16 protein-coding genes and 1 tRNA gene are annotated in these 16,254 nt (G+C 65.1%); 16 read left to right on the top strand and 1 reads right to left on the bottom strand.

Annotation, left to right across the window (positions count from 1 at the left end; all coding sequences use genetic code 11):
- Positions 1-114: 114 nt before the first annotated feature.
- The 5 genes from H7A86_RS13155 to H7A86_RS13135 all read left to right on the top strand — a co-directional run bounded on the left by H7A86_RS13155 (position 115) and on the right by H7A86_RS13135 (position 5,601).
- Complete coding sequence (locus H7A86_RS13155; RefSeq protein WP_119131308.1) at positions 115-1,053, top strand: isopenicillin N synthase family dioxygenase; 939 nt, start codon at positions 115-117, stop codon at positions 1,051-1,053.
- A gap of 204 nt (positions 1,054-1,257) precedes the next feature.
- The gene (locus H7A86_RS13150) at positions 1,258-1,941 is read left to right on the top strand and encodes a methylamine utilization protein (RefSeq protein WP_119131309.1); all 684 of its coding nucleotides are present in this window, start codon (positions 1,258-1,260) and stop codon (positions 1,939-1,941) included.
- Positions 1,938-4,304: a putative bifunctional diguanylate cyclase/phosphodiesterase gene (locus H7A86_RS13145; protein ID WP_119131310.1), complete on the top strand. Its 2,367-nt coding sequence runs from the start codon at positions 1,938-1,940 to the stop codon at positions 4,302-4,304. The genes H7A86_RS13150 and H7A86_RS13145 overlap by 4 nt, the downstream gene beginning before the upstream one ends.
- Positions 4,301-5,173: a DUF3034 family protein gene (locus H7A86_RS13140; RefSeq protein ID WP_180707885.1), complete on the top strand. Its 873-nt coding sequence runs from the start codon at positions 4,301-4,303 to the stop codon at positions 5,171-5,173. The genes H7A86_RS13145 and H7A86_RS13140 overlap by 4 nt, the downstream gene beginning before the upstream one ends.
- Positions 5,173-5,601, top strand: a complete 429-nt coding sequence (locus tag H7A86_RS13135) for a group I truncated hemoglobin (protein ID WP_119131312.1) — start codon at positions 5,173-5,175, stop codon at positions 5,599-5,601. Before H7A86_RS13140 ends, H7A86_RS13135 begins: the two co-directional genes overlap by 1 nt.
- Before the next feature lie 62 nt (positions 5,602-5,663).
- On the opposite strand, the gene H7A86_RS13130 is transcribed toward H7A86_RS13135, so the two are convergent.
- The gene (locus tag H7A86_RS13130; protein ID WP_119131313.1) at positions 5,664-6,464 is read right to left on the bottom strand and encodes an SDR family NAD(P)-dependent oxidoreductase; all 801 of its coding nucleotides are present in this window, start codon (positions 6,462-6,464) and stop codon (positions 5,664-5,666) included.
- Between the two features lie 112 nt (positions 6,465-6,576).
- Between H7A86_RS13130 and tpiA the strand changes: the two genes are divergently transcribed.
- From tpiA to nuoH, 11 genes are all read left to right on the top strand, one after another.
- Complete coding sequence (gene tpiA / locus H7A86_RS13125) at positions 6,577-7,332, top strand: triose-phosphate isomerase (RefSeq protein ID WP_119131314.1); 756 nt, start codon at positions 6,577-6,579, stop codon at positions 7,330-7,332.
- 33 nt (positions 7,333-7,365) lie between these two features.
- Positions 7,366-7,839: a preprotein translocase subunit SecG gene (gene secG / locus H7A86_RS13120; protein ID WP_119131315.1), complete on the top strand. Its 474-nt coding sequence runs from the start codon at positions 7,366-7,368 to the stop codon at positions 7,837-7,839.
- 49 nt (positions 7,840-7,888) lie between these two features.
- Positions 7,889-7,973 (top strand) — tRNA-Leu (locus tag H7A86_RS13115).
- 102 nt (positions 7,974-8,075) lie between these two features.
- Complete coding sequence (locus tag H7A86_RS13110) at positions 8,076-8,432, top strand: NADH-quinone oxidoreductase subunit A (protein ID WP_010371162.1); 357 nt, start codon at positions 8,076-8,078, stop codon at positions 8,430-8,432.
- Positions 8,423-8,977 (top strand): NuoB/complex I 20 kDa subunit family protein, encoded by a 555-nt coding sequence (locus H7A86_RS13105; RefSeq protein ID WP_016944318.1) that lies wholly within the window; start codon positions 8,423-8,425, stop codon positions 8,975-8,977. The genes H7A86_RS13110 and H7A86_RS13105 overlap by 10 nt, the downstream gene beginning before the upstream one ends.
- A 36-nt stretch (positions 8,978-9,013) precedes the next feature.
- Positions 9,014-9,766: an NADH-quinone oxidoreductase subunit C gene (locus H7A86_RS13100; RefSeq protein WP_104581963.1), complete on the top strand. Its 753-nt coding sequence runs from the start codon at positions 9,014-9,016 to the stop codon at positions 9,764-9,766.
- Positions 9,763-11,070: an NADH-quinone oxidoreductase subunit D gene (locus tag H7A86_RS13095; RefSeq protein WP_016902995.1), complete on the top strand. Its 1,308-nt coding sequence runs from the start codon at positions 9,763-9,765 to the stop codon at positions 11,068-11,070. Before H7A86_RS13100 ends, H7A86_RS13095 begins: the two co-directional genes overlap by 4 nt.
- Positions 11,067-11,594: an NADH-quinone oxidoreductase subunit NuoE gene (nuoE, locus tag H7A86_RS13090; RefSeq protein WP_016902996.1), complete on the top strand. Its 528-nt coding sequence runs from the start codon at positions 11,067-11,069 to the stop codon at positions 11,592-11,594. The genes H7A86_RS13095 and nuoE overlap by 4 nt, the downstream gene beginning before the upstream one ends.
- Before the next feature lie 3 nt (positions 11,595-11,597).
- Entirely contained in the window at positions 11,598-12,932 is a 1,335-nt protein-coding gene (gene nuoF, locus H7A86_RS13085; RefSeq protein ID WP_024937978.1) for an NADH-quinone oxidoreductase subunit NuoF, read from the top strand.
- A complete protein-coding gene (gene nuoG / locus H7A86_RS13080; RefSeq protein ID WP_119131316.1) occupies positions 12,929-15,163 on the top strand; it encodes an NADH-quinone oxidoreductase subunit NuoG in 2,235 nt (744 codons plus the stop codon). Before nuoF ends, nuoG begins: the two co-directional genes overlap by 4 nt.
- Positions 15,160-16,251 carry an NADH-quinone oxidoreductase subunit NuoH gene (gene nuoH, locus H7A86_RS13075; RefSeq protein ID WP_104581965.1) on the top strand — a complete coding sequence of 364 codons (1,092 nt, stop codon included), beginning with the start codon at positions 15,160-15,162 and terminating at the stop codon, positions 16,249-16,251. Before nuoG ends, nuoH begins: the two co-directional genes overlap by 4 nt.
- The last annotated feature ends 3 nt before the right edge of the window (positions 16,252-16,254 follow it).

Genomic DNA, 16,254 nt, shown 5'->3' with positions numbered 1-16,254 from the left:
ATTGCTGTGTGCGTGGTCTTTGCCAAGGCCGCGACGTTCTACCTGTTGTATCGCCTGCTGTCCTGAGCGGCAGGCCTTCCTTTCGACTTCCCGACTTCAACTGCAGATATCCGTATGAGCGCCCGCATCCCGACCCTGGACATCACCCGTTTCGACAGCGACCGCGACGCTTTCGTCGCCGAGCTCGGCGCGGCCTATCGGCAGTGGGGCTTTGCCGGCATCCGCAACCACGGCATCGCGCAGGCCGACATCGACGCGGCGTACGAGGCGTTCAAGGCGTTCTTTGCGCTGCCCGAAGAGGTCAAGCGTCGCTACCACGTGGAAGGCAGCGGCGGTGCGCGCGGCTATACCGCGTTCGGCGTGGAAACCGCCAAGGATTCCAAGCATTTCGATCTGAAGGAGTTCTGGCATATCGGCCGCGAAATCCCGGACGATTCGCCGTACCGCGCGGTGATGGCGCCGAATCTGTGGCCGGAAGAGGTGCCCGGGTTCCGTGAGCGCGGCTATCGCCTGTACCAGCAGCTGGATCACCTGGGCTCGCGCGTGCTGTCGGCATTGGCGCTGCATATCGGCCTGCCGCAGGAGTATTTCGTCGACAAGACCAACAACGGCAACTCGATCCTGCGGCCGATCCACTACCCGCCGATCACCAGCGACGACATTCCCAACGTGCGTGCCGGCGCGCATGGCGACATCAATTTCATCACCTTGCTGGTCGGTGCCAGCGCGGCCGGGCTGGAAGTGCGCTCCAACGATGGCGAGTGGGTGCCGTTCACTGCCGACGCCGACACCATCGTGGTCAACATCGGCGACATGCTGCAACGCCTGACCAACCACGTGTATCCGTCCACCATCCATCGCGTGGTCAATCCGCCGGGCGAGCAGGCACGCAAGCCGCGCTATTCGGTGCCGTTCTTCCTGCATCCCAATCCGGATTTCCTGATCGACGTGCTGCCGTCGTGCATCACCGCCGACAATCCGAGCCGGTATCCCGAGCCGATCACCGCGCACGGGTTTCTGGAAGAGCGTCTGCGCGAAATCAAGTTGAAGTAGTCCGTTCGCGGCCAGGACGCGCAGGCGATCGCTGCGCTTGCAGCATCGGCAATGACCGCCTGCACAGTTTGATTCATGAAAGTGTGCTCGCGTCCGATTAAAGCTTGCATTCACCTGAGCCGATAACCCAGTCTGATCGCTAGCGCGACGTCGGACTCGCCTGGCGCCCGCTGCTGAGTGCACTAGCTTGGGGGGCGCATGCGGATGCAGTGGTTCAAACGGATCGGCCCGGTTTGCGGGGTGCTGGCGTACTGCGCGGCAAGCTGCGCATTGGCAACGCCGATCAGCGTGACCGTCGTCGATGCCAACGGCATGCTGGTCGATGCGGTGGTGAGCCTGGAGCCGGCACGTCCGGTTGCCGCCGGCGCGCCCCGGACCGTGGAGATGGACCAGGTCAATTCGCAGTTCGTGCCCGCCGTGCTGGCGGTGCGCACCGGCACCCTGGTGCAGTTTCCCAACAACGACCAGATTCGCCATCAGGTCTATTCGTTCTCCCCCGCCAAGCGCTTCGAATTGCCGCTGTTCCAGGGCAGCACCGCCGCACCGGTGCGCTTCGACCAGGCCGGTCTGGTGACGGTGGGCTGCAATATCCACGACTGGATGCTGGGCTATATCCTGGTGGTGGACACACCGTATTTCGGCAAGACCGGCAGCGACGGCCGCGTGCAGCTGGATGCGCCGGCAGGCAACTACACGCTGCGGGTCTGGCATCCGCGCATAAAGGGCGCCGCGCTCACCGAGCCGGTGGCACTTGCGCGCCAGGCCATGCAACGGCGCGTGACCCTGCAGACCACCGGCGCCGCGCCCGTGGTCGCGCCACCGGATGCGCGCGTGCGCGCGCTGCAGGACAAGTTCCGTCGCGCCGACCCGAAGACGCCGAAGCCATGAAGGCCATGCGCCTGCATACCCGGATCGCGGCGTTGTTGGTGCTGGTCGTGCTCGCCACGCAGGCACTGACCTTCATTGCGGTGCAGGTCGCCACCGAGCGCAGCGTCAAGGCGCAACTGGGCGAAGAACTGCAGATCGGCGAGCGCGTCTGGCAACGCATCAATCTGCGCCGCGACGAGCAACTGATGCAGTCGGCCTCGGTGCTGGCCGACGACTTCGGCTTTCGTGCGGCCGTGGCCAGTGGCGATGTGCCGACCATGCAATCGGCATTGCGCAATCACGCTGCGCGCATGTCGGCGCAGACCGCGCTGCTGTTGTCCCCGGACGGGGAGTTTCTGACCGGGCTCGCCGACCTGCCGCAAGCCGAACAGCTGCGTGCTGTGCAGACCCTGCTGCAGCAGGCGCAGCGCGATGGGCGTGCGGTCGGCGTGGTGGCCTTGGACAGCCGCATCGTGCGGCTGGCGGTGGTGCAGGTGCTGGCACCGAGCCGGGTGGGCTGGATCGCGATCGGCAATGAATCCGGCGACGGCCTGGCGCAGGATTTCCGTTCCACCACCGGGCTGGATGCGACCTTCTTCACCGATGGCCCGCCGGTGCGCGTGCTGGCCTCCACCCTGGAGCCGGCCGCGCGCGCCGAGTTTGCACAGCAGTTGCCGACCGCCGAACGCGCGCAGGGCGCGGCGGTCGCCTTGACCCTGGCCCAGTCGCGTTACCTGGTCAAACTGCAGTCGATCCAGGGCGACAGCCATGTGCGGGTTGCGCTGCAGGCCTCGCTGGATCGCGCGGTGGCACCCTATCGCGTCCTCAAGTTGCGCATCCTGCTGCTGGCGGGTCTGGCCACGGCTGCGGCGCTGGGCGTGGCGATCTTCCTGGCGCGCAGCGTCAGCAGGCCGGTCGCGCAGCTGGTACAGGCCGCACGGCGCATCCAGCGCGGCGATTACCACACCGCCGTCGAAGTGCCATCCGGGCGCGAACTGGCCGAGTTGGCCGACAGCTTCGGGCGCATGCAGCAGCAGATTGCCAGTCGCGAGCAGCACATCCTGCATCAGGCGCGCCACGATGCCTTGACCGGTCTGCCCAATCGCATCTGCTTGCTGGAGCGGCTGAAGGACGTGGTGGAGCAGACCGTGGCGTCCGGCGGCACCGCCGCGGTGCTGATCCTGGATCTGGAACGCTTCAAGGAACTCAACGACAGCCTGGGTCACGATTTCGCCGACCAGGTCCTGGTCGAGGTGGGCCGCCGTCTTGCCGACGTGGTGCAGGAACCCAATCTGGTCGGGCGGCTGGGCAGCGACGAATTCATGGTGGTGGTGGCGCAGACCGACGCCGCCACCGTGCAACAGGATGCACAGCGCTTGCTGCTGCAGCTGCGCCGCCCGCTGGCGCTGCCGCAGGCGCGGATCCAGCTGGAAGCCAGCATCGGCATCGCCCTGATCCCCGAACACGGCGCCGACCCGGACACCTTGTTGCGGCGCGCCGACATTGCCCGTCGCCAGGGCGGCAATGTCAGCACCATCGGTGCCAGCGTGTATCGCCTGGGCCAGGACGAGCAGCATCTGCGCCGGCTGCGCCTGACCGGCGATCTGCGCCAGGCCGTCGGTGGCAACGAGCTGACCTTGCGCTTTCAGCCCAAGATCTGCCTGCGCAACGATCGCGTCGAGCAGGTGGAGGTGCTGGTGCGCTGGCACCATCCGGTGCTCGGGGCGATCGGCCCGGACGAATTCATTCCACTGGCCGAGCACTCCGGCGTGATCCATCCGTTGACCCGCTTCGTGCTGGACGAGGCGCTGCGCTGCCAGGCGCAGTGGCGCCGGCAGGGCCTGGAGCTGGGCATGGCAATCAATCTTTCCGCGCTGGACCTGTCCGACCCCGGTTTGCCGGATTACGTACGTGGCCGTCTGGAGCATCACGCGGTGCCGGCGCAGTCGGTCACGCTGGAGCTGACCGAAAGCGCCTTGATGCGCGATGTCGAATCCGCTTTGCACATGCTGCATCAGCTGCGCAGCGTCGGCGTGCGGCTGTCCATCGACGACTTCGGCACCGGCTATTCCTCGTTGGCGCAGCTCAAGCGCATGCCGGTGGACGAATTGAAGATCGACAAGAGCTTCGTCATGCAGCTGGCCGAAGGCACGGACGATGCGTTCATCGTGCGCAGCACCATCGATCTCGGGCATAACCTGGGCTTGAGCGTGATCGCCGAAGGCGTGGAAAACGCCACGTCCCTGGGGCTGCTGCGCGGTTACGGCTGCGACATGGTGCAAGGCTATCTGTACGCGCCGCCGTTGGAAGAGGTGCCGCTGGTCGCCTGGTGCCTGCGCCAACTCGACCTGGCGCCGGCAGCGCAGGCAGGAGTGCATCGATGACCGGGTGGCGGCGCACGCTGCTGGCTGCGTCACTGGCCGGGCTGGCCATCGCGCCCGCGTCGGTGATCGCAGGTGATGGGCGTCTGCTCGCCACCGGCGGCGTGTCGATGATCGAAGGTAGCAGCGGGGGCGGCATCGTGCCGTGGGCCACGCTGTCGGGCTACGGCACCCGCGACGAACTCGGCACCGTCCTGTTTGCCACGCATGTGGACAGCGGCGATTACCGGCTCGACGTGCAAGGCGCCGCGCTGACGGTCGGCAACCGGCTGGAACTGTCGCTGGCGCGGCAGCGGCTGGATCTGGGCACCCTGCAGGACCGGCTGGGCCTGCCATGGAATGCGCTCGGCCAGGACGTGTTCGGCGCCAAGCTGCGGGTCTGTGGCGATCTGGTCTACGGGCATGCGCCACAGGTCAGTGTGGGCGTGCAGTACAAACGCCTGCGCGATGGCACGCTGCCGCTGGCGATCGGCGCGCGCGACGATCACGGCACCGATGTGTATGTCAGCGCCAGCCGTTTGTTGCTGCAGGGCGCGGGCGGCTACCAGTTGCTGCTCAACGGCACGCTGCGCGCAACCCGCGCCAATCAGGCCGGCTTGCTCGGTTTCGGCGGCGATCGTCGCAACAGCTATCGGCTGGTCGGCGAGGCCAGCGCCGCCGTCGTGCTGTCGCCGGCATGGGTGGTCGGCGTGGAGTACCGCGACAAACCCGATAACCTCGGCTTCGCCCGCGAGCAGGCATGGGCCGATGGATTCGTGGCCTGGTTTCCCAGCAAGCATGTGTCCCTGACCGCGGCATGGGCCGAGCTTGGCGACATCGCCACGCTCGCCGACCAGCGCGGCCTCTATCTATCCCTGCAGGTGGCGTTGTGATGAATCGACGGCTGCGCTGGTCCTTGCTGGGCGTGCTGGCGCTGATGGGCGCCTGCGCCACCACGCAACCGCGCCCCACGCTCTATGACGAACTCGGCGGACAGGCCGGCATCGAGACGCTGGTGGAAACCATGCTGTCGCGCATCGCCGACGATCCACGCATCGTCGACACCTTCGCGCGCGTCAACATCGTGATGCTCAACGAGCGGCTGGTGCAGAAGTTCTGCCATGTCGCCGATGGCCCGTGCCCGGATACCGCCAAGTCGATGCAGCAGGCGCACGCGCACCTGGTCATTCGCGAAGGCGACTTCAACGCGCTGGTGGAGGACCTGAACTGGGCGATGGATCAGCGCAGGATTCCACGCCGCACGCAGAACCGGTTGCTGGCACGGCTGGCGGCCATGCATGGCGACATCGTCAATCACTGACGGCATCACACACCGGCCGCGCGTAGCGCTGGACGCGACGCCGCAGCGGATGTGCAGCCGCCTCACCGCAACGGCCGTACCCGATGCGATCCGCGCGCCATTACGCCCAATGCAAGCGCATGCGGCAACACGCGCAACGCCGCACTGACCAGGCGATAGCGCCAGCCCGGCACGGCCAGCACCTGGCCACGCTCCAGCGCGGCGATCCCATACTCGGCCACGTCGTCGGCTTGCAGCCAGGCCCAGCGGGGCAGGGCGGACATCGCCTCGCGGGTGCCGGTGACATCGTGAAATTCCGACCAGGCAAAGCCGGGGCACAGCGCGCAGACCTTGACCGCGCAGTCGGCATTTTCCAGCGCCAGCGATTCGCTGAAGCGCAGCAGGAAACTCTTGCTGGCCGCGTACAGCGTCTGCCCATCGGCACCCGGCGTCAGTGCGGCGAACGAGGCCACGTTGAGGATGCGGCCCTGGCCGCTGGCACGAATCATCGGCAACAACCGCCAGGTCAGCTCGCATACCGCGGCCACCATCACCTGCAGGAAGCGTGCATGCGTGGCCCAGTCGTTGCGCAGATAGCGGTCCGGCACGCCGTAGCCGGCATTGTTGACCAGGGTGCCCACCGTCCAGCCATTGCGCTGGATCTGCGCAACCAGTGTTTCGGCCGCGTCGGCATCGCCCAGATCGGCCGGCAGGACTTCGACCTGCACCAACGGCCGCAACTCCTCGGCCAGCGCCTGCAGCCGATCCACCCGGCGCGCGGTCAGGATCAGCGGCACGCCGCGCCTTGCGTAAGCGCGCGCAATCTCGCGGCCGATGCCGCTGGAGGCGCCGGTGACCAATGCAAAGACAGGCGAAACGGACATGGCAGGTTCCTGTTGAAGGAGGGAGGAGACAGGCAATGGACAGAAGTGTGCCGGCTGCCGACAGGGCATGGGCTATTCTGTCGCCTGTCTTCCACTCAGGAACCTGCGCCTGATGCGTCGAAAGATCGTTGCCGGAAATTGGAAGCTGCATGGCAGCCGCGCCTTCGCCACCGAGCTGGTGGCCCGGATCGCCGCGCACATGCCCCTGGAGGGTGTCGATGTCGTCATCCTGCCGCCCCTGCCTTACCTCGGCGATCTGATCGAGGATTTCGAGGAGCACCACCTGTGTTTCGGTGCCCAGGACGTCAGCAGTAACGAGAAGGGCGCCTATACCGGTGAAGTCTCGGCCACCATGCTGGTCGATGTCGGCGCCGAATACGGGCTGGTCGGCCATTCCGAACGGCGTCAGTACCATCGTGAGAGCAGCGAGCTGGTGGCGCGCAAATTCGCCGCCGCCGTGCACGCCGGGCTGATCCCGGTGCTGTGCGTGGGCGAGTCGCTGGAACAGCGCGAAGCCAAGCAGACCGAAGCGGTGTTGCGCGCCCAGCTCGAACCGGTGCTGGCACTGGTGGGCAGCGCAGGCTTTGCCCGTGCCGTGCTTGCCTACGAGCCGATCTGGGCCATCGGCACCGGTCGCACCGCCAGCCCGGAGCAGGCGCAAGCCGTCCATGCCTTCCTGCGTGGCGAAGTCGCGAAGGCGGATGCTAGAATCGCCGATTCTCTGCCCATCCTGTACGGGGGCAGTGTCAAGCCCGATAACGCCAGCGAGCTGTTTGCGCAGCCCGACGTCGATGGCGGGCTGGTCGGAGGCGCCTCGCTGGTCGCCGAGGATTTCCTGGCCATCGCCCGTGCGGCGGCCGCTTGTTAACCCATTAAGTTTTGTCCGGGGACGGATTTCGAAATGCTGATGTTGATCCTCAATGTGGTCTACGTGCTGGTCGCGCTGGCGATGATTGCGCTGATCCTGATGCAGCGCGGTGCGGGTGCGGCAGCTGGTTCCGGCTTCGGTGCCGGCGCCTCGGGCACCGTGTTCGGCTCGCAGGGCGCGTCGAACTTCCTGTCCAAGTCGACCAAGTGGCTGGCGGTGGTGTTCTTCAGCATCAGCCTGTTCATGGCGTGGTACGCCACCCATGGCGCACGTCCCACCGACCAGAACCTGGGTGTGATGTCGCAGTCGGCCACCCCGGCGCCTGCCGCCGCAGGCGAGCTGACTCAGCCGTTGCCGCAGGCACCGGCCGCCGGCGCAGTTCCGACCGCCCCGTCGCAGCCGGCGCCTGCCGCAACTCCAGCTGCGGCGCCTGCGCAGTCCGCACCGGTGCAGCAAGCGCCTGCGGCACGCGAAGAAAACGCTTCAGAACCAGCACAAAAACGCTGAAGCCGGTTACAATACGCTGCGCACTGGGATGCCCAGCGGCGCAACGTATGCCCAGGTGGCGGAATTGGTAGACGCACTACCTTGAGGTGGTAGCGACTTAGGTCGTAGGGGTTCGAGTCCCCTCTTGGGCACCATTGTTTGGCTGCAGTTCCTGCGCATTGCGTGTCGCGCGTGGGGTCTGCCTATACCCCATGCCGGCACGCGGCGCGTGCGGGCAGAGGCAAGAGAGAATCGCTGTGCTGGCCGAATATTTGCCGAGTCTGCTGTTTCTGATCGTCGCCACCGGTATCGGCATCGTGCTGATGCTGATCGGTCGATTCCTCGCACCGCGTACCCCGGATGCGCGCAAGCTCTCGCCTTACGAGTGCGGCTTCGAAGCCTTCGAAGACGCGCGCATGAAGTTCGACGTGCGCTACTACCTGATCGCGATCCAGTTCATCGTGTTCGATCTGGAAATCATCTTCATCGTGCCGTGGACACAGGTGTTCATGGAGATCGGCGCACGTTCGCTGGTCACCATGGGCCTGTTCGTCGGCATGTTGTTCCTCGGCTTTATCTACGTGTGGAAGAAGGGAGCGCTGGAATGGGAGTGATTCAGACCCTGGATCGTCTGATGACCAACCCGATGCCGGAAGGCCGGGTGGAAGACATCCTGCGCCCGGAAGGCGAAAACCCGCTGCTCGAGAAGGGCTACGTGACCACCAGTGTCGATGCGCTGCTGAACTGGGCGCGCACCGGCTCGATGTGGCCGATGACCTTCGGTTTGGCCTGCTGCGCGGTCGAGATGATGCATGCCGGTGCGGCGCGCCTGGATCTGGACCGCTACGGCGTGGTGTTCCGTCCGTCGCCGCGCCAGTCCGACGTGATGATCGTGGCCGGCACGCTGGTCAACAAGATGGCCCCGGCGCTGCGCAAGGTCTACGACCAGATGCCGGATCCGAAGTGGGTCATCTCGATGGGCAGTTGCGCCAATGGCGGCGGCTACTATCATTATTCGTATTCGGTGGTGCGCGGTTGCGATCGCATCGTGCCGGTGGACATCTACGTCCCCGGTTGCCCGCCGACCGCCGAGGCGCTGGTTTACGGCATCCTGCAGCTGCAGAAGAAGATCTGGCGTACCCAGACCATCGCGCGCTGACACCCGTCTTCTTCTACTGAGAGCAGCCAAGCCCCCATGGCAGAGCAAGCATCCTCCTTCACTGACCGACTTGCGGCACGTTTCGCCGGTGCGCAGATCGCCGTGGCATTGCCGCGCGGCGAAGTGACGCTGGAAGTCGCTGCGGCCGATTGGCACGCCACCTGCCTGGCCCTGCGCGACGAGCTCGGTTTCGAGCAGCTGAGCGATCTGTGCGGCGTCGATTACCTGGGCTACGGCAGCGACGAGTGGGATACCGCCGACGTGTCGTCGCAGGGCTTCAGCCGCGGCGTCGAAGGCAAGGCCGTCGGCCGTTTCGCCTGGGGTGAATTTCCCAGCCAGGAAAGTTCCGACGGCGCCCGTCCGCAGCACATGCCCAAGCAGCGTTTTGCGGTGGTGGCGCAGCTGATCTCCTACCAGCACAACCAGCGTCTGCGCGTGCGTTGCTACGCACCGGACGAGCAGGTGCCGGTGGTGGCATCGCTGACCGACATCTGGCCTGGCGTGAACTGGTTCGAGCGCGAAGCCTTCGACCTGTTCGGCATCGTCTTCGACGGCCACCCGGACCTGCGCCGCATCCTGACCGACTACGGATTTGTCGGCCATCCGTTCCGCAAGGATTTCCCGCTGATCGGCAACGTGGAAGTGCGTTACGACGACGAGCGCAAGCGTGTCGTGTACGAGCCGGTGACCTCGGTCGAGCCGCGCGTCGGTGTGCCGCGCGTGATCCGCGACGATGCCCGTTATGAGACTGCCGCTGGTGAAGTGGGCAAGTCGGAGACCGCCAAGTGAGTGAGTTCCGCCAGGCAACCGATGCCTTCGCGAGCAATCCTGTCGAAAGCAAGCAGGAAATCCGCAACTACACGATGAACTTCGGCCCGCAGCATCCTGCGGCGCACGGCGTGCTGCGCCTGATCCTGGAAATGGACGGCGAAACCGTGGTGCGTGCCGATCCGCATATCGGCCTGCTGCACCGTGGCACCGAGAAGCTGGCCGAGTCCAAGCCGTTCAACCAGTCGGTTCCGTACATGGACCGCCTCGATTACGTGTCGATGATGTGCAACGAGCACGCCTACGTGCGTGCGATCGAATCCCTGATGGGGATCGAGGTGCCCGAGCGTGCGCACTACATCCGTACCATGTTCGACGAGATCACCCGCATCAAGAACCATCTGATGTGGGTGGGTTCCAACGCGCTCGATCTGGGCGCGATGGCGGTGATGCTGTATGCGTTCCGCGAGCGCGAAGAATTGATGGACGTCTACGAGGCGGTCAGTGGCGCGCGCATGCACGCTGCCTACTACCGTCCCGGTGGCGTGTATCGCGATCTGCCCGATCGCATGCCCAAGTACAAGGAATCCCGCTGGCACAAGGGCGGGGCACTGAAGAAGCTCAATGCAGCGCGCGAAGGCTCGATGCTGGACTTCCTCGAGGATTTCACCAATACGTTCCCGTCGCGTGTGGACGAGTACGAGACGTTGCTGACCGACAACCGGATCTGGAAGCAGCGTACCGTCGACGTCGGCATCATCAGCCCCGACCTGGCGCGTGCCTGGGGCATGACCGGTCCGATGCTGCGTGGCTCGGGTATCGAGTGGGACCTGCGCAAGAAGCAGCCCTATGCCAAGTACGACGCGGTGGAGTTCGACGTGCCGGTCGGCACCAACGGCGATTGCTATGACCGCTATCTGGTGCGCGTGGCCGAGATGCGCGAATCCAACCGCATCATCAAGCAGTGCGTGAAGTGGCTGAAGGCCAATCCGGGCCCGGTCATGGTCACCAATTTCAAGGTCGCTCCGCCAAGCCGCGAAGGCATGAAGGACGACATGGAAGCGCTGATCCATCACTTCAAGCTGTTCAGTGAAGGCTACTGCGTGCCAGCCGGCGAAACCTACTGCGCGGTCGAAGCGCCCAAGGGCGAGTTCGGCTGCTACCTGATGTCCGATGGCGCCAACAAGCCGTTCCGCGTGCACCTGCGCGCGCCGGGCTTTGCGCATCTGTCGTCCATGGACGCGGTGGTGCGTGGCTATCTGCTGGCCGACGTCGTGGCGATGATCGGTACTTACGATTTGGTTTTCGGTGAGGTTGACCGATGAAGGCGACGGGTAATTTCGAAGCGGCGCGCGACGTCGATCCGCAGGTGGTGCTGAGCGACAAGACGCGCGCGCACATCGATCATTGGTTGAGCAAGTTCCCGCCCGATCGCAAGCGTTCGGCCGTGCTGCAGGGCCTGCATGCTGCGCAGGAGCAGAACCAGGGCTGGCTGACCGACGAGCTGATCGTGGGCGTGGCCAAGTATCTGGACCTGCCGCCGGTGTGGGCCTACGAGGTCGCCAGCTTCTACTCGATGTTCGAGACCGAAAAGGTCGGCCGCCACAACGTGGCGTTCTGCACCAATATCAGCTGCTGGCTCAATGGCGCCGAAGATCTGCTGGCGCACGCGGAAAAGAAACTGGGTTGCAAGCTGGGGCAGTCGACGGCCGATGGCCGCGTCTACCTCAAGCGCGAAGAAGAGTGCCTGGCGGCCTGCTCCGCGGCGCCGATGATGGTCATCAATGGCCATTACCACGAGCACCTGACGAAAGAGAAGGTCGACGCGCTGCTGGACGGGCTGGAGTAAGACATGGCACATCATCACGCACCCTCAGGCCCGGTCGGTCCGGCGCCGTTGCCGCATCAGGTCGTCTACACGACGCTGCACTACGACACCCCGTGGTCGTACGAGAGCTATCTGAAGACCGGTGGCTACGCCGCGCTGCGCAAGATCCTCGAAGAGAAGATCGCGCCGGCCGACGTCATCGAGATGGTCAAGGCATCAAACCTGCGCGGCCGTGGCGGCGCGGGCTTCCCGACCGGCCTGAAGTGGTCGTTCATGCCCAAGGGCACGATGCAGAAGTACATCCTGTGCAACTCGGACGAATCCGAGCCGGGCACCTGCAAGGACCGCGACATCCTGCGTTACAACCCGCATTCGGTGGTGGAGGGCATGGCGATCGCCTGCTACGCCACTGGCTCGACCGTGGGCTACAACTACCTGCGCGGCGAGTTCCACCATGAGCCGTTCGAAAACTTCGAGCTGGCGCTGGCCGATGCGTATGCCAACGGCTGGCTGGGCAAGAACATCCTCGGCAGCGGCGTGGATATCGATATCTACGGTGCGCTGGGTGCCGGCGCCTACATCTGCGGCGAAGAAACCGCATTGATGGAATCGCTGGAAGGCAAGAAGGGCCAGCCGCGCTACAAGCCGCCGTTCCCGGCGAACTTCGGCCTGTACGGCAAGCCGACCACCATCAACAACACCGAGACCTACGCCTCGGTGCCGGCGATCATTCGCAACGGCCCGGAGTGGTTCTTAGGGCTGAGCAAGACCAAGAACGGCGGCCCGAAGATCTTCTCGGTGTCCGGCTGCGTGCAGAAGGGCGGCAATTTCGAAGTGCCGCTCGGCACCACCTTCGACGAACTGCTGGAAATGGCCGGCGGCCTGCGTCCGGGCCGCAAGCTCAAGGGCGTGGTGCCTGGCGGCGTGTCGATGCCGGTGCTGAAGGCCGACCAGGTTGCCGGGCTGCAGATGGACTACGACACCTTGCGTGCACTGGGCACCGGCCTGGGTTCCGGCGCGATCGTGGTGCTGGATGACAGCGTCTGCTGCGTACGCTTTGCCTGCCGCATCTCGCAGTTCTTCCACAAGGAATCCTGCGGCCAGTGCACCCCGTGCCGCGAAGGCACCGGCTGGATGCATCGGGTGCTGGAGCGCATCGTCGCCGGCAAGGCCACGATGGAAGATCTGCACCAGCTGCGCACGGTTGCCGGCCAGATCGAAGGACACACCATCTGTGCCTTCGGCGAAGCGGCGGCGTGGCCGATTCAGGGCTTCTTGCGCCAGTTCTGGGACGAGTTCGAGTACTACATCGTCAACGGTCGTTCGATCGTCGACACGCACGTCGGAGTGGCCGCATGAGCGCCCAACCAGTGAACCCGAACGTGCCACCGGACCATGTCACCGTCGAGATCGACGGGCAGTCCCTGGTGGTGCCGAAGGGCTCGATGATCATCCAGGCGGCCGACAAGGCCGGCATCCCGATCCCGCGTTTCTGCTACCACGAGAAGCTGCCGATCGCCGCGAACTGCCGCATGTGCCTGGTGGACGTCGAAAAATCCCCGAAGCCGTCGCCTGCCTGCGCCACGCCGGTGATGGACGGCATGAAGGTCACCACGCGTAGCGAAAAGGCGCTGAAGTACCAGCGCAGCGTGATGGAATTCCTGCTGATCAATCACCCGCTGGACTGCCCGATCTGCGATCAGGGCGGCGAGTGCGAGCTGCAGGACGTCTCGCTCGGCTACGGCCGCTCGGTCAGTCGTTTCAACGAGCGCAAGCGCGTGGTGCCGGACGAGGACATCGGTCCGCTGGTCGCCACCGAAATGACCCGCTGCATCCAATGCACCCGTTGCGTGCGTTTCACTGCAGACATCGCCGGCACCTACGAGCTGGGTGGCATGTATCGCGGCGAGAACCTGCAGATCGGCACCTACGACGGCAAGCCGCTGACCACCGAGATTTCCGGCAACGTCATCGACGTGTGCCCGGTCGGCGCGCTGACCAACAAGGTGTTCCAGTTCCGTGCGCGTCCGTGGGAGCTGATGGCACGCGAATCGCTCGGCTATCACGATGCAATAGGCTCGAACCTGTTCCTGCACGTGCGTCGCGGCGAAGTGCTGCGCACCGTGCCGCGCGAGAACGAGGCGGTCAACGAGTGCTGGCTGTCCGACCGCGACCGTTATTCGCATCAGGGCCTGTACGCCGAAGACCGCGCGGTCAAGCCGCTGAAGAAGGTCAACGGGCAGTGGACCGAAGTGAGCTGGACCGAAGGTCTGGCTGCCGCGACGCAGATCCTGCGTGACAACGCCGGCGATCAGCTCGGTGTGCTGGTGCATCCGTCCACCTCCAACGAGGAGGGCGCGTTGCTCGCACGTCTTGCCGAAGGCTTGAACAGCGGCAATCTGGACCACCGCCTGCTCAATCGCGATTTTTCCGACGCTGCGGTGGCCGAGCCGTTTGCCACGCCGCTGGCCGAGATCGAGCACGCCGATGTGGTGGTGCTGTTCGGCACCAACGTGCGTCACGAGTTGCCGTTGCTGCATGCACGCTTGCGCAAGGCCAGCATCCAGAACGGGACGAAGATCCATTCGGTCAATCCGGTCGATTTCGATTTCGCCTTCACCCAGGCAAGCCGTGCGGTCGTTGCGCCGTCGCAGCTGGCCGGTGCGTTGGACGATTCGGCATTGCGCGATGCGGTCAAGGGCGCCACGCGCGCGGTGATCGTGGTCGGCGCACTGGCTGAAAATCATCCGCAGGCTGCTTCGTTGCGTGCTGCCGCACGCGATTTCGCCGCTGCAACCGGTGCCTCGCTGTGCCGGATCCCGCAGGGTGCGAACGCTGTCGGTCTGGTTGCGCAAGGTGTGTTGCCGACCGCGCGCGATGTCGCCGGCATGCTGGCGCAGCCGCGTCAGGCCTATGTGTTGTATGGCATCGAGCCGGGCCTGGATTTCGCCGATGCCGCCGCTGCACGCAGCGCGCTGGCGGGTGCCAAGGTAGTCGCGTTCAGCCAGTTCGCCTGCGCCTCGACGCGCGACGTGGCCGACGTGATCCTGCCGATCGGTGCACTGCCGGAAATCGACGCATCGCTGACCAATCTGGATGGCCGCGTGCAGACCGCACGTGCCGCCGGTCGCCTGCCGGTCGAAGCGCGCGAGGGTTGGCGCGTATTGCGTGCGCTTGGCGGTGAGCTGGGTCTGGCCGGGTTCGAATTCATCGATCTGGTCGGCCTGCGTGCCGGCATGCAGAACCGTCGCGTCAGTCCCGCTGCCTCGGCGCAGCCGGCTGTTAGCGGTGACGGGCTGGAGGTTGCCGCCACCGCTGCGATCTATCGCACCGATGCGGTGGTGCGTCGCGCCGCTGCGTTGCAGTCGCATCCGCTCAATCTCGCCCCGTGTGTGGCGATGCACCCGGAGCAGGCCGCGCAGTTGCAGGTCGGCGCCGGTCAGATGGTCAAGGTCGGCACCGATGCCGGTAAGGCAACGTTGCCGGTGGTGCTGGACAAGCGCGTCGCACCGGGCACGGTGTGGATCGAATCCGGCCATGGCGCAACCGCGCCGCTCGGTGCCGGTCGTGTAACGGTGGTGGCTGCATGAACGAATTGCTGTTGAACCTGGTCGATCCCTTGCACCAGTGGTTTGTCGGCCTGGGCGATGGCGGCATCGTGCTGTGGACCGTATTGAAGATCCTGCTGATCGCCGTGCCGGTGATCGTGTCGGTGGCCTTCTACGTGGTCTGGGAGCGCAAGCTGATCGGCTGGATGCATGTGCGTCACGGGCCGATGTATGTAGGCATGGGCATCTTCCAGGCCTTCGCCGACGTGTTCAAGCTGCTGTTCAAGGAGATCCTGCAGCCGAGCAGCTCGCATAAGGCGATGTTCATCATCGCGCCGCTGCTGACACTGGCACCGGCCTTCGCCGCCTGGTCGGTAGTGCCGTTCGATGCGCAGCTGGTGCTGTCCAATGCCAACGTCGGCCTGCTTTACCTGCTGGCGATGACCTCGCTGGGCGTGTACGGCATCATCCTGGCCGGCTGGGCGTCCAACTCCAAGTACGCGTTCCTGGGCGCGATGCGCTCGGCCGCGCAGGTGGTCAGCTACGAGATCGCGATGGGTTTTGCGCTGGTCGGCGTGATGATTGCCTCCGGTAGCGTCAACCTGAGCCAGATCGTATTCGCGCAGGCCGGCAACTCCGGCTTCTTCGACTGGTTCCTGATTCCGCTGTTCCCGTTGTTCATCGTGTACTGGGTGTCGGGCGTTGCCGAAACCAACCGTGCGCCGTTCGACGTGGTGGAAGGTGAGTCGGAAATCGTCGCCGGCCACATGGTGGAGTATTCGGGCGGCGCGTTCGCACTGTTCTTCCTGGCCGAGTACGCCAACATGATCCTGGTCAGCTTCCTGATCTCGATCTTCTTCCTCGGCGGTTGGCTGAGCCCGATCCAGGGTTGGGTCAACGCGGATATCTCGCCGTGGATCGACTGGTTGTGGAAGGGCGGTTGGCCATGGCTGCTGATGAAGGTGTTCTTCTTCGCCAGCGCCTACATCTGGTTCCGTGCCAGCTTCCCGCGCTACCGCTACGACCAGATCATGCGTCTGGGCTGGAAGGTGTTCATTCCGCTCACGATCGTGTGGATCGCAGTGACGGCGTTGATGGTGTTTTACGGCGTGATCCAGAAGGGCGTGTAACCG

The organism is Xanthomonas euroxanthea, assembly GCF_903989455.1.
GTDB lineage: Bacteria > Pseudomonadota > Gammaproteobacteria > Xanthomonadales > Xanthomonadaceae > Xanthomonas > Xanthomonas euroxanthea.
The sequence above is the reverse complement of the archived record's forward strand: the minus strand, read 5'-3'. Positions and strand labels throughout refer to the sequence as shown.

Excerpts from the sequence above, each read along its gene's own strand:
- tpiA (WP_119131314.1), top strand. The coding sequence starts at position 6,577 with ATGCGTCGAAAGATCGTTGCCGGAAATTGGAAGCTGCATGGCAGCCGC.
- nuoG (WP_119131316.1), top strand. The coding sequence starts at position 12,929 with ATGAGCGCCCAACCAGTGAACCCGAACGTGCCACCGGACCATGTCACC.
- H7A86_RS13100 (WP_104581963.1), top strand. The coding sequence starts at position 9,014 with ATGGCAGAGCAAGCATCCTCCTTCACTGACCGACTTGCGGCACGTTTC.
- H7A86_RS13105 (WP_016944318.1), top strand. The coding sequence starts at position 8,423 with ATGGGAGTGATTCAGACCCTGGATCGTCTGATGACCAACCCGATGCCG.
- H7A86_RS13135 (WP_119131312.1), top strand. The coding sequence starts at position 5,173 with ATGAATCGACGGCTGCGCTGGTCCTTGCTGGGCGTGCTGGCGCTGATG.
- H7A86_RS13130 (WP_119131313.1), bottom strand. The coding sequence starts at position 6,464 with ATGTCCGTTTCGCCTGTCTTTGCATTGGTCACCGGCGCCTCCAGCGGC.
- secG (WP_119131315.1), top strand. The coding sequence starts at position 7,366 with ATGCTGATGTTGATCCTCAATGTGGTCTACGTGCTGGTCGCGCTGGCG.
- nuoF (WP_024937978.1), top strand. The coding sequence starts at position 11,598 with ATGGCACATCATCACGCACCCTCAGGCCCGGTCGGTCCGGCGCCGTTG.
- nuoE (WP_016902996.1), top strand. The coding sequence starts at position 11,067 with ATGAAGGCGACGGGTAATTTCGAAGCGGCGCGCGACGTCGATCCGCAG.
- H7A86_RS13150 (WP_119131309.1), top strand. The coding sequence starts at position 1,258 with ATGCAGTGGTTCAAACGGATCGGCCCGGTTTGCGGGGTGCTGGCGTAC.
- H7A86_RS13155 (WP_119131308.1), top strand. The coding sequence starts at position 115 with ATGAGCGCCCGCATCCCGACCCTGGACATCACCCGTTTCGACAGCGAC.
- H7A86_RS13145 (WP_119131310.1), top strand. The coding sequence starts at position 1,938 with ATGAAGGCCATGCGCCTGCATACCCGGATCGCGGCGTTGTTGGTGCTG.
- H7A86_RS13140 (WP_180707885.1), top strand. The coding sequence starts at position 4,301 with ATGACCGGGTGGCGGCGCACGCTGCTGGCTGCGTCACTGGCCGGGCTG.
- nuoH (WP_104581965.1), top strand. The coding sequence starts at position 15,160 with ATGAACGAATTGCTGTTGAACCTGGTCGATCCCTTGCACCAGTGGTTT.